Below are 12,282 nucleotides of genomic sequence, written 5' to 3'. Positions count from 1 at the left end.
ATTGCAGTACCGTAAGGTGTTTGCCAATGCAGTAGTGGGAGAAGCAAGAATCCCCCTGCTTTAGCTGTGGGGAGTGTCAAATCAGTACCGTTATACCGTTTACGGTCCTGATCCTCAGAAACTTTGTCGGTGAGATCCCGATCTCACTGGAGGAGGCAGCTGCTATTGACGGCGCATCTTTTTCACAGAGACTGTTTACGATCGTTCTGCCGCTGATGAAGCCGGCGATCGCTACGGTTTGCATTATCAACTTTATTACCTGTCTGAATAACTTTTTCACACCGTTGTTTTATTCAAATGGTATTCAGGTACTTTCTGTTTCCATCGTACAGCTTCCGTTACGTGACAACATGTATGGAGTTCCGTGGGATCTTGTCAGCGCCATGGGATGGATCATCCTTCTTCCGATCATTATCTTTGTAGCTGTTTTTGAGAAACAGATCATGGATGGTATCATGGCAGGTGGAGTAAAAGCGTAAATATTTTTTAATTTCCAAAGGAAAGGAGAATGCAGATATGTATCAGGCATTTACAGGCGGACTTGGAGGAATCGCACTTGCAAAGCACGGAAAAAGCCGTGCGATCAATGCGGAGAATCCTCATGGAGAAAAAGGCAGAGGCGGTATGGCTGCAAGTCATCTGGGACCATCCAGAAAAGGAAGTCCGTGTCTTAAGGATATAGAGCCGGGAGCTGTGGTAACTCTGGCAGAAATGGAAGGACCGGGACAGATCAATCATATCTGGATCACCGTTGATAACAAGACTACAGAGGCAGATTGCTTTGTGCTGAGGGATCTTGTCATCCGTATGTACTGGGATGACGAGGAAACTCCTTCCGTGGAAAGTCCTCTGGGCGATTTCTTCTGCTGCGGATTCGGAAGGGAATGTTTGGTAAATTCTGTTCCTGTGGCTGTTGTTCCAAGCAGGGGATTTAACTGCTATTTCCCGATGCCGTTTAAGAAGAAAGCAAAGATCACACTGGAAAACCAGCATGCAAATAAAATCCCGGCTTTCTTTTATCAGGTAGATTACTGTCTCTATGATGAGCTTCCGGAAGATATTGCTTATTTCCATGCACAGTGGAGAAGGGAACGGTTGACAGAAAAAACAAAAGATTATACAATTTTGGATGGAGTAAAAGGAAAAGGCCATTATATAGGAACCTACATGGCACTTACCACACTGGAACGTTACTGGTGGGGCGAGGGAGAAATGAAGTTTTATATTGACGGGGATGAGGAGTATCCGACCATCTGCGGAACAGGAACGGAAGATTACTTTGGAGGTTCCTGGAGCTTTGCCAAACAGGTGGATGGAAAAACCGTAGAACAGAATTATAACACACCATATCTGGGATATCCGTATTATTCTGCCCATGACGAACTGATCCACAATTTTTATCATAATGATGACTGCCCGCCAATGCGAGGCTTTTACAGATGGCATTTACAGGATCCGATCTGCTTTGAAGAGGATCTTCGCGTTACGATTCAGCAGATAGGCGTCGGATACCGTGGCCTGTTTGAACGACAGGATGATGTGGCAAGTGTAGCGTACTGGTATCAGACACTTCCTCATGCACCGTTCCAGCCGTTGATGTCAAAAGAGGATAGATGGCCCAGATAAAAAGGGTGGTAGAGATTGAAAAAACAGGTATTTTGCGGGGTATTTGCCCTGGCTCTGGCAGTGACAGGATGTGGAGTCCAGAAGAAGGAGGCTGCATCTGATATTGTGCCGGAGAATAGACAGGAACTGACGATCCTTCATATGGATGCAGACATAGAGGGCTTTGATTCTTTTATCAGTCAGGCGGAAAAGGATCTTGGAATAGAGATCCATATCGAAAAATGTCCGGCTAATGCGGACAACCGCCAGGCCAAAATAGCAACTCTTCTGACATCAGGAGATGATTCTGTTGATCTGATCACAGTAAATGATGAGATGATATCCGAATTTAAACATAAGGGATTTCTTCTTCCGTTGGAAGATACGGTTATGACAGAGGAGACAGCGGCGAATTTTCCACAGGAATACCTGAAAGAAATATGCATGTCAGACGGACATATTTTTTCGGTACCGTTCAAAATGGATATTATGGCATTCTGGGTGAACCAGGAATTGCTGGATCAGGCTGGTCTGGACAGACTCTCCTGTCTCAGTGATCTTGAGATCCTTCAGAAAAAGCTTCAGAATACGGGAAAATATGCATACGGGGATGCATGGGAGATTTCTTACATATATAATAGTATCAGCGAGTATGTCGATTTTTTCGGAGGAGATTATACAGACTGGACGGATCCGAAAACAAGAGAAGCGGCAGAATATATGAAGCGAATGCTGGATACAGGGATGATATCAGAGGAGAATCTGATCGACCAGCATGACCAGCTGAATGAAAAATTTATAAACGGCCAGTATGGATGTATGTTCATGTATACCGGTGCGTTGAGTACCTTTCAGAATGCAGGCGTGTATAGAAAAGATAAGATCCATATGGCACCATTTCCGGAATTTGACGAGAAGGTGACCAATATCGCAACCTGGCAGTATGTACTGAATAAAAATTCTGATCATAAAGAAGCAGCTCTGAAGTTCCTTCAGTATGTGTCCGGATATGAGGCCAGTAAAAATTACGGACAGCTGACAAAAATGTGTCCGGCAAGACTGGATGTGATCGAGGATAAGAATTTTGATCTGGATGGCATTGAAATGATCCGGCAATATCTGAAAGATTATAAGCTGAAGGCAAGACCACTGTGTGCCGATTCCATAGAAGCTGTTTCGTCCATGGGAACGGAATTTCAGAAATATGTGCTGGGACAGAAAACAGAAGCGGAATTTTTTGCCGGGGCACAGAACTGCATAGACCAGTATTACAAAAAAGCATCGTACTGATGCTTTTTTTGTTTTGAAAAAATAAGAACTTTTTTTCAAAACATATTGACAAATATTTTACATGGTGATATCTTAAAGACTGTAGATGTTAGCACTCCACTAAAATGAGTGCTAACAGATGTAAAAAAAGAATCAACATCCGTCAGGAAAGAATAAAAAGGAAAGGAGATGGATTCATGGAAGAGGTGTTGAATGAGCGCAAGCAAAAAATCTTAAAAGCAATCATCAAGACCTATATGGAAACCGGAGAACCGGTTGGCTCCAGGACCATTTCCAAGTATGCGGATCTCAATGTCAGTTCCGCAACGATCCGAAATGAAATGTCAGACCTGACAGATATGGGCTATATCGTCCAGCCTCATACCTCAGCAGGAAGGATTCCTTCCGATAAAGGCTACAGACTTTATGTTAATGAGCTGATGAAGGAGAAGGAAGCAGAGGTTGCAGAGTTACGGGATCTGATCATTGAGAAGACAGATAAGATGGATAAGGTGCTTAAGAAAGTTGCGAAGGTTCTTGCCTCCAATACCAATTATGCCACCATGGTTTCTGTTCCGCAGTACAGCGGCAACAAGATCAAATTTATCCAGTTGTCGAGAATGAGCGATCTTCAGCTTGTGGCTGTGGTTGTCAGTGATAACAACACAGTCCGGAACCAGATCATCAATCTGGATGAGGAAATGGATGACCAGACGATCCTGAAACTGAATCTTCTTCTTAACACCAATCTTAATGGTGTTCCGATCCAGGATATCAACCTTGGGATGATCGCCAGACTGAAGGAACAGGCAGGCAGCCACAGCGGTGTGGTGGCCACAGTTCTGGATGCGGTGGCAGCCACTATTCATGTGGAAGAGGAAGACATGGAAATCTATACTTCAGGTGCAACCAACATCTTCAAGTATCCGGAGCTTGCCGATAAAGAGAAGGCAACGGAACTGATCTCCGCATTTGAGGAGAAACATGAACTTGCCGATCTTGTAAAAGAACAGATGTCAGATGGAGAGAATACAGGAATTCAGGTTTACATTGGCGATGAGATGCCGATCCAGACCATGAAGGACTGCAGCATTGTAACTGCCAGATATGAACTGGGAGACGGAATGTACGGAACCATCGGGATCATCGGTCCCAAACGAATGGATTATGAGAATGTAGTGGACAGTCTGAAGGAACTGAAGAATCATCTGGATGACGTTTTGAAAAAGAAGAAAACTTAGAAAGGCGGTAGAAAAAAGTGTCGGAGGAAACAAAGAAAACATCCGAAGAGCAGGAAGCGGAGAAGGAAATCCCCGTAACTGACGGAAATCAGGAAGAAGAAAACCTGACACCGGAGGGAGAAGATCTGCCGGAGGAAGAAAACAAGACTCCAGGCGAAGACGCTGCCTCAGAGGATAAAAAAGAAGAGAAATCAAAAACTTCCTTCTTCGGAAAGAAGAAAAAAGATAAATCAGAGCAGAAGGTAGAGGAACTTACTGATCGCCTGAAGCGAACCATGGCTGAATTTGATAATTTCCGTAAAAGAACAGAAAAAGAAAAATCCAGCATGTACATCATCGGAGCAAAAGAAATCGTTGAAAAGATCCTGCCGGTTGTGGATAACTTCGAAAGAGGCCTTGCACAGGCACAGGAAGGAGATGCTTTTGCAGATGGAATGAAAATGATCTACAAGCAGCTTACCACAACACTGGATGACCTCGGTGTGAAACCGATCGAAGCAGTGGGAAAAGAATTCAATCCGGATTTCCACAACGCAGTGATGCATGTGGAAGATGAAGAGGTTGGAGAGAATATCGTGGTGGAAGAATTCCAGAAGGGTTACACCTACAAGGATTTCGTAGTACGCCACAGTATGGTGAAGGTTGCGAACTAACTGACAACAAACTTTATTTTAACAGATACAGACTAAAACAGGAGGAAAAAATCATGGGAAAGATTATTGGTATTGACTTAGGTACAACAAACAGCTGTGTAGCCGTAATGGAAGGTGGACAGCCAACAGTTATCGCAAATACAGAAGGCGCAAGAACAACACCATCCGTTGTAGCATTCACAAAAACAGGAGAGCGTCTGGTAGGTGAGCCTGCAAAACGTCAGGCAGTTACAAACGCAGACAGAACAATCTCCTCAATCAAAAGAGAAATGGGTACCGATTACCGTGTAACGATCGATGAGAAGAAATACTCTCCACAGGAGATCTCCGCAATGATCCTTCAGAAACTGAAAAAGGATGCAGAGGCTTATCTTGGTGAGAAAGTAACAGAGGCAGTTATCACAGTTCCGGCTTACTTCAACGATGCTCAGCGTCAGGCAACCAAAGATGCAGGTAAGATCGCAGGTCTTGATGTAAAACGTATCATCAACGAGCCTACAGCAGCAGCTCTTGCATATGGCCTTGACAATGAGAAAGAGCAGAAGATCATGGTATACGACCTTGGTGGTGGTACATTTGATGTATCTGTTATCGAGATTGGTGATGGCGTTATCGAGGTTCTTTCCACAGCTGGTAACAACCGTCTTGGTGGAGATGACTTTGATAAGAAGATCACAGACTACATGCTTTCCGAGTTCAAGAGAACAGAGGGCGTAGATCTTAGCAACGATAAGATGGCTCTTCAGAGACTGAAAGAGGCAGCTGAGAAAGCTAAGAAAGAGCTTTCTTCCGCAACAACAACAAACATCAACCTTCCGTTCATCACAGCAACTGCTGAGGGACCGAAGCATTTCGATATGAACCTTACAAGAGCTAAATTTGATGAGCTGACACATGATCTTGTAGAGATGACAGCAGAGCCGGTTCGCCGTGCACTGTCTGATGCAGGTATCACAGCTTCTGAGCTTGGCCAGGTACTTCTGGTTGGTGGTTCTTCCCGTATCCCGGCTGTACAGGATAAGGTAAGACAGTTAACTGGCAAAGAGCCAAGCAAGAACCTGAACCCGGATGAGTGTGTTGCACTTGGTGCTTCCGTACAGGGTGGTAAACTTGCAGGTGATGCAGGTGCCGGTGATATCCTTCTTCTGGATGTTACTCCACTGTCACTGTCCATCGAGACAATGGGTGGTATCGCAACTCGTCTGATTGAGAGAAATACTACAATTCCTACAAAGAAGAGCCAGATCTTCTCCACAGCAGCAGATAACCAGACAGCTGTAGATATCAACGTTGTACAGGGTGAGCGTCAGTTCGCGAAAGACAACAAATCCCTCGGCCAGTTCCGTCTGGATGGAATCCCGCCAGCACGTCGTGGAGTTCCGCAGATTGAGGTAACATTTGATATTGATGCCAACGGTATCGTTAATGTATCCGCTAAAGACCTTGGAACAGGTAAAGAGCAGCACATCACAATCACAGCTGGTTCCAATATGTCCGATTCCGATATCGACAAAGCTGTCAAAGAAGCAGCTGAGTTCGAGGCTCAGGATAAGAAACGTAAAGAGGCTATCGACACAAGAAACAATGCAGACTCCATGGTATTCCAGGTTGAGAATGCACTGAAAGAAGCTGGCGACAAGCTTGACGCAAACGATAAAGCAAGTGTTGAGGCTGACCTCAATGCACTGAAAGATCTTCTTGCACAGACAGCAAATGCTCAGGAGCTTACTGATTCTCAGGTTGCAGACATCAAGGCTGCACAGGAGAAGATGATGGAGAGCGCTCAGAAACTGTTCTCCAAGATGTATGAGCAGACTCAGGGAGCTCAGGGTCAGGCTGGTCCTGGACCGGATATGGGCAACATGGGCGGAAATGCTGGTGCTCAGGGCGGAAATGAAGCAGGATACGGCGATGATGTTGTAGATGCTGATTACAAGGAAGTCTAAGACAAGTAGGAAATAATTACAATGGCTGATAAAAGAGATTATTATGAAGTCTTAGGTGTGGATAAAAACGCCGACGACGCAACATTAAAAAAAGCATATCGTAAGCTGGCCAAGAAATATCACCCGGATGTAAATCCGGGTGATAAAGAGGCTGAGGCGAAGTTCAAAGAGGCGACAGAGGCTTACTCCGTTTTAAGTGATGCCGACAAGAGAAGACAGTATGATCAGTTTGGTCATGCAGCATTCGAAAACGGCGGCGGAGGCGGTGCCGGCGGCTTTGGTGGATTCGACTTCAACGGTGCGGATATGGGAGACATCTTCGGAGATATCTTCGGAGACCTGTTCGGCGGCGGAGGCAGAACCAGACGGGCCAACAATGGACCGATGAAGGGTGCCAACCTTCGTGCACGTGTGAACATTACTTTTGAGGAAGCGGTTTTCGGATGCGAGAAAGAGCTGGAAATCGTTCTCAAAGATGAGTGTACCACATGTCACGGAACCGGAGCGAAACCGGGAACATCACCGATCACCTGTCCGAAATGTAAAGGCCAGGGCCAGATCGTTTACACCCAGCAGTCCATGTTTGGTATGGTACGTAATGTTCAGACCTGTCCGGATTGTAACGGAACCGGTAAGGTGATCAAGGACAAATGCAGTGCCTGCCGTGGAACCGGATATACCTCTTCCAGAAAGAAAATCCAGGTATCTGTACCGGCCGGTATCGACAATGGCCAGTGCATCCGTATCCGTGAAAAAGGTGAGCCGGGAACCAACGGCGGTCCGAGAGGAGATTTGCTGGTTGAGGTAAATGTAGCCCGTCATCCGATCTTCCAGAGACAGGATATGAATATCTTTTCAACAGCTCCGATCACATTTGCACAGGCTGCACTTGGCGGTGAGATGAGTATTAATACCGTTGACGGTGAGGTTTCCTATGAGGTGAAACCGGGAACACAGACGGATACAAGAATCCGCCTGAAGGGCAAAGGTGTTCCGTCATTACGTAACAAGAACGTTCGTGGTGACCACTATGTAACACTGGTAGTCCAGACTCCGACAAATCTCAATGAGGAAGCAAAGAAAGCTCTGGAAGCTTTTGATGCGGCATGTGGAAACCGTCCGTCAGAGGACAGCACATCCGAGACTTCCGAAAAAACCGAAAAGAAGAAAAAAGGTTTCCGTGAGAAAGTTAAGGAAATGTTTGAGGAATAAATAAAGTGAAAACAGGAAAGAGGCACAAAATGCCTCTTTCTTTTTTTTCTGTATTCGTGTATATTAAAAGAAGTGCCCGTTTTCGGGACAATAGAAAACAGGCGACAGACTGGAATGAAAATCCGTAAATGTGTATACAGCATAAGGAGATATAAAAGATGAAATGGAACCGTTTTACACTTAAGACAAAAACAGAGGCAGAGGATATTGTGATCTGTACACTTGCCGAGGTGGGAATTGAAGGTGTGGAGATCCAGGACAAGCAGCCGCTGACCGATGAGGATAAGGCACAGATGTTTGTGGATATTATGCCGGAAGGACCAGCAGATGACGGGATCGCATATCTGAACTTCTATCTGGAAGAGGATGCGGATACCGAGGCAATCCTGAAAGATGTGAAGGCTGCACTGGAGGATCTGAGAAGCTTTGTGGATATCGGAGAGGCAACCATCACAGAATCCCAGACAGAGGACAAGGACTGGATCAATAACTGGAAACAGTACTTCCATCAGTTCTATGTAGACGATATTCTGATCGTACCGTCCTGGGAAGAAGTGAAGGCAGAAGATAAGGACAAGATGATCCTCCACATTGATCCGGGAACTGCCTTTGGTACAGGAATGCATGAGACCACACAGCTTGTGATCCGTCAGCTGAAGAAATTTGTGAAGCCGGGAATGGAGATCCTTGATGTGGGAACCGGAAGTGGAATCCTGGGAATCGTTGCACTGAAGCTTGGTGCAGGTCATGTGGTTGGTACAGATCTTGATCCCTGTGCAGTTCCGGCAGTATCTGAGAACAAGGAGGCCAACCAGATCGAGGAGAAATCCTTTGACATGATGATCGGAAACATCATCGATGACAAAGAAGTTCAGGAACAGGTCGGATATGAGAAATATGATATCGTAACTGCAAATATCCTGGCAGATGTTCTGGTACCGTTGACTCCGGTGATCGTTGCACAGATGAAAAAAGGCGCTTACTACATTACATCAGGCATTCTGGATGTAAAGGAGGATGTCGTAGTGAAGGCTGTAAAAGACGCCGGACTGACGCTTGTTGAGGTGACTCATCAGGGCGAGTGGGTATCTGTGACAGCAAGAAAGGACTGATCTCATGCAGCGATTTTTTGTGGAACCTCATCAGATCGACAGGGACAGACATGAGATCCGTATCACAGGAAATGATGTCAATCATATTGTCAATGTGCTCCGCATGAAAAAAGACGAGGAGCTCTGGATCAGCGATAAGGAAAAAGAATATCACTGTGTGATCGAAAACGCAGGGGAGAATGAAGTCCTGCTTCATATCCTCTATGTACAGGAGCCAGATTATGAGCTGCAGAACCGTATTTATCTTTTTCAGGGACTGCCGAAGGCTGATAAGATGGAGCTGATCATCCAGAAGGCAGTAGAGCTTGGAGCATATTCCGTAGTTCCTGTTTCAACCAGGCGCTGCGTGGTAAAACTGGATAACAAAAAAGCAGAAAAAAAAGTATCCCGCTGGCAGCAGATCGCAGAAAGTGCGGCAAAACAGTCCAAGCGTATGCTGGTGCCGGAGGTACATTCTGTGATGACCTTTAAAGAAGCCCTTGTCTATGCAAAAGAACTGGACGTTCTATTGATCCCTTATGAGCTTGCAAAGGGAATGAAAGAGACGAAAGAACTGATCCGGTCGATCGAACCGGGAAAAAGCATCGGTGTCTTTATCGGCCCGGAGGGTGGTTTTGAAGAGCAGGAAGTGGCAGATGCCATGGAAGCCGGTGCGAAACCCATCACCCTGGGACACCGGATCTTACGGACAGAAACTGCGGGACTCGCAGTACTTTCTGTTCTGATGTTTCAACTGGAGGATGAATAAACTATGGAAGCATATTTTGACAATTCCGCGACAACGAGATGCTTCGATGAAGTAAAGGATATTGTCTGCAAAACCATGACAGAAGATTTCGGAAATCCTTCTGCCATGCATAAAAAGGGAATGGAAGCGGAGAATTATGTCCGCAGAAGTGCCCAGACCATTGCAAAATTACTGAAAGTGAATGAAAAAGAGATTCTTTTTACCTCCGGTGGAACAGAATCGGACAATCTTGCTATTATCGGCGGCGTGGAAGCCAACAAGCGTATGGGAAACCATATCATTACAACGGCAGTGGAGCACGCGGCAGTGGCCCAGCCTTTTGCCTATCTGAAAGAACAGGGCTATGAGGTGACCATTCTTCCTGTTGATCATCAGGGAGTTGTGAAACTGGATGCACTGGAAGCAGCTCTGCGCCCGGATACGATCCTGGTGTCTGTGATGTATGTGAACAATGAAGTGGGAACTGTGATGCCGGTAGAAAAGATCGGAAAGCTCGTCCACGAAAAAAGCCCGAAAGCACTTTTTCATGTAGATGCCATCCAGGCATTCGGAAAGTACCGTATTTACCCGAAAAAACTGGGAATCGACCTTTTATCTGTAAGCAGCCATAAGATCCACGGACCAAAGGGTGTGGGCTTCCTCTACATCAACGAAAAAGTAAGAGTACAGCCGCAGATCCTTGGCGGCGGACAGCAGAACGGTATGCGTTCCGGAACAGACAATGTGCCGGGAATCGCAGGCCTTGGCGTTGCCGCAGATATGGTATACACAGATTTTGATAAAAAGATACAGCACCTCTATGCTCTGAAGGAGCGGATGGCAGAGGGGCTTTCAAAGCTTGGCGATATCACTGTCAACGGAATGCCGTTAATGGAGGGAGCGCCACACATCATGAGTGTAACCTTCCACGGAGTACGGAGTGAGGTTCTTCTCCATACGCTGGAAGAATTCGGAGTATATATTTCCGCAGGAAGTGCATGCTCCAGTCATAAGAGAAAACCAAGTGCAACACTGACAGCTATGGGACTTTCAAGAGCGGATGTGGAGAGTACCGTCCGCATCAGTTTCTGTGAGGAAAATACCTTTGAAGAGGTAGATTACTGCCTGGAAGCACTGGGAAAAACAATTCCGATGCTGCGCAGGTATGCACGTCGATAGAGAATACAGAAGAAAGGGATTTTTATGTTAGTACATGCATTTCTGATCAAATATGCGGAAATTGCCCTTAAGGGAAAAAACCGCTATCGTTTTGAAGATGCTCTCGTACATCAGATGGAGATCGCACTCTCCAAGATCGAGGGAGATTTTGAAGTAAAAAAAGAGCAGGGAAGAGTTTATGTATTCTGCCCGGAGAATTATGATTACGATGAGGCTGTAGATGCGCTGCAGCATGTATTCGGTATTGTAGGCATCTGCCCGGTTATGATCTATGAAGAACAGGGCTTTGAGAAGCTTGCCGAAGATGTTGTGGGTTATATGAAGCAGTGGCATCCGGACTTTAACGGAAGCTTCAAGGTCTGGACACGCCGCGCAAAGAAATCCTATCCGATCAGCTCCATGGAAGTCAGCGCTGAGCTTGGTGGACGTATCCTGGATGCGTTCCCGGAGGCAAGTGTAGATGTTCATCATCCGGAGCTGGATCTTTCTGTTGAGATCCGTGACAAGATTTACGTATATTCCCAGACCATTCCGGGCGCAGGCGGAATGCCCATCGGAACAAACGGAAAAGCCATGCTTCTTCTTTCCGGTGGGATCGACAGTCCGGTTGCCGGCTATATGATCGCAAAACGTGGTGTCAAGATCGATGCGGTATATTTCCATGCACCGCCCTACACCAGTGAGCGCGCAAAACAGAAGGTAGTGGATCTTGCCCGCCTGGTAGCCAAATACAGCGGACCGATCCGTCTCCATGTAGTTAACTTTACAGATATACAGCTTTATATTTATGATCAGTGTCCTCATGATGAGCTTACTATTATCATGAGAAGATATATGATGCGTATTGCCGAGCATTTCGCTAAAAAAGACCGTTGTCTCGGACTTATCACAGGTGAGAGCATTGGACAGGTTGCAAGCCAGACCTTACAGAGCCTTGCTTCTACAAATGAGGTCTGCACACTTCCGGTATATCGTCCGGTGATCGGCTTTGATAAAGAGGAGATCGTCCGTATTTCCAGAAAGATCGATACCTTTGAGACTTCTATTCAGCCGTTTGAGGATTGCTGTACCATCTTTGTAGCGAAACATCCTGTAACAAAGCCGAATCTTAAGGTGATCCGCCGTTCTGAGCAGAAGCTTTCTGAGAAGATCGATGAGCTTATGGAAACGGCTCTGAATACCACAGAGATCATTGAAATTCAGTGATCCGTTTTTAGCTAAGAAAAAACAAACAGGGAACCTCGCTGCAGAGGTTCCCTGGAATTACCGATATATCAGGAAAAGGGAGTTCATTGAGAACAGAAGGATTCTGAAAGCATGAAAAAAGAGGAACTGTAT

General features: G+C 45.8%; 10 protein-coding genes and 1 pseudogene. All 11 read left to right on the top strand.

What is annotated here, in order from left to right; translation table 11 throughout:
• Positions 1–80: 80 nt before the first annotated feature.
• A pseudogene (locus tag GPK58_RS00300) lies at positions 81–479 on the top strand (carbohydrate ABC transporter permease); the annotation flags it as partial.
• 37 nt (positions 480–516) lie between these two features.
• The gene (locus GPK58_RS00295) at positions 517–1,626 is read left to right on the top strand and encodes a glycoside hydrolase family 172 protein (protein ID WP_215638000.1); all 1,110 of its coding nucleotides are present in this window, start codon (positions 517–519) and stop codon (positions 1,624–1,626) included.
• Between the two features lie 15 nt (positions 1,627–1,641).
• On the top strand, positions 1,642–2,895 hold the full coding sequence (locus GPK58_RS00290) for an ABC transporter substrate-binding protein (RefSeq protein ID WP_252195731.1): 1,254 nt from the start codon (positions 1,642–1,644) through the stop codon (positions 2,893–2,895).
• Positions 2,896–3,071: 176 nt separating this feature from the next.
• Positions 3,072–4,115 (top strand): heat-inducible transcriptional repressor HrcA, encoded by a 1,044-nt coding sequence (gene hrcA / locus GPK58_RS00285; protein ID WP_215637998.1) that lies wholly within the window; start codon positions 3,072–3,074, stop codon positions 4,113–4,115.
• A gap of 17 nt (positions 4,116–4,132) precedes the next feature.
• A complete protein-coding gene (gene grpE / locus GPK58_RS00280; protein WP_215637996.1) occupies positions 4,133–4,768 on the top strand; it encodes a nucleotide exchange factor GrpE in 636 nt (211 codons plus the stop codon).
• Positions 4,769–4,821: 53 nt separating this feature from the next.
• Complete coding sequence (gene dnaK, locus GPK58_RS00275; RefSeq protein ID WP_178004404.1) at positions 4,822–6,714, top strand: molecular chaperone DnaK; 1,893 nt, start codon at positions 4,822–4,824, stop codon at positions 6,712–6,714.
• Between the two features lie 21 nt (positions 6,715–6,735).
• Positions 6,736–7,926 (top strand): molecular chaperone DnaJ, encoded by a 1,191-nt coding sequence (gene dnaJ, locus GPK58_RS00270; protein WP_215637993.1) that lies wholly within the window; start codon positions 6,736–6,738, stop codon positions 7,924–7,926.
• A gap of 158 nt (positions 7,927–8,084) precedes the next feature.
• On the top strand, positions 8,085–9,038 hold the full coding sequence (prmA, locus tag GPK58_RS00265; RefSeq protein WP_015527080.1) for a 50S ribosomal protein L11 methyltransferase: 954 nt from the start codon (positions 8,085–8,087) through the stop codon (positions 9,036–9,038).
• Between the two features lie 4 nt (positions 9,039–9,042).
• The gene (locus GPK58_RS00260) at positions 9,043–9,786 is read left to right on the top strand and encodes a 16S rRNA (uracil(1498)-N(3))-methyltransferase (protein ID WP_021652333.1); all 744 of its coding nucleotides are present in this window, start codon (positions 9,043–9,045) and stop codon (positions 9,784–9,786) included.
• Positions 9,787–9,789: 3 nt separating this feature from the next.
• Positions 9,790–10,944, top strand: a complete 1,155-nt coding sequence (locus tag GPK58_RS00255; RefSeq protein WP_173760390.1) for a cysteine desulfurase family protein — start codon at positions 9,790–9,792, stop codon at positions 10,942–10,944.
• Between the two features lie 24 nt (positions 10,945–10,968).
• A complete protein-coding gene (thiI, locus tag GPK58_RS00250; RefSeq protein WP_015527083.1) occupies positions 10,969–12,150 on the top strand; it encodes a tRNA uracil 4-sulfurtransferase ThiI in 1,182 nt (393 codons plus the stop codon).
• Positions 12,151–12,282 lie beyond the last annotated feature (132 nt).

It is taken from the genome of Blautia sp. MCC270, from assembly GCF_018785605.1.
GTDB classification, from domain to species: domain Bacteria; phylum Bacillota; class Clostridia; order Lachnospirales; family Lachnospiraceae; genus Blautia_A; species Blautia_A fusiformis.
This window is presented reverse-complemented; position numbering and strand designations above follow the sequence as displayed.

Excerpts from the sequence above, each read along its gene's own strand:
- dnaK (WP_178004404.1), top strand. The coding sequence starts at position 4,822 with ATGGGAAAGATTATTGGTATTGACTTAGGTACAACAAACAGCTGTGTA.
- GPK58_RS00255 (WP_173760390.1), top strand. The coding sequence starts at position 9,790 with ATGGAAGCATATTTTGACAATTCCGCGACAACGAGATGCTTCGATGAA.
- prmA (WP_015527080.1), top strand. The coding sequence starts at position 8,085 with ATGAAATGGAACCGTTTTACACTTAAGACAAAAACAGAGGCAGAGGAT.
- GPK58_RS00295 (WP_215638000.1), top strand. The coding sequence starts at position 517 with ATGTATCAGGCATTTACAGGCGGACTTGGAGGAATCGCACTTGCAAAG.
- GPK58_RS00260 (WP_021652333.1), top strand. The coding sequence starts at position 9,043 with ATGCAGCGATTTTTTGTGGAACCTCATCAGATCGACAGGGACAGACAT.
- hrcA (WP_215637998.1), top strand. The coding sequence starts at position 3,072 with ATGGAAGAGGTGTTGAATGAGCGCAAGCAAAAAATCTTAAAAGCAATC.
- thiI (WP_015527083.1), top strand. The coding sequence starts at position 10,969 with ATGTTAGTACATGCATTTCTGATCAAATATGCGGAAATTGCCCTTAAG.
- dnaJ (WP_215637993.1), top strand. The coding sequence starts at position 6,736 with ATGGCTGATAAAAGAGATTATTATGAAGTCTTAGGTGTGGATAAAAAC.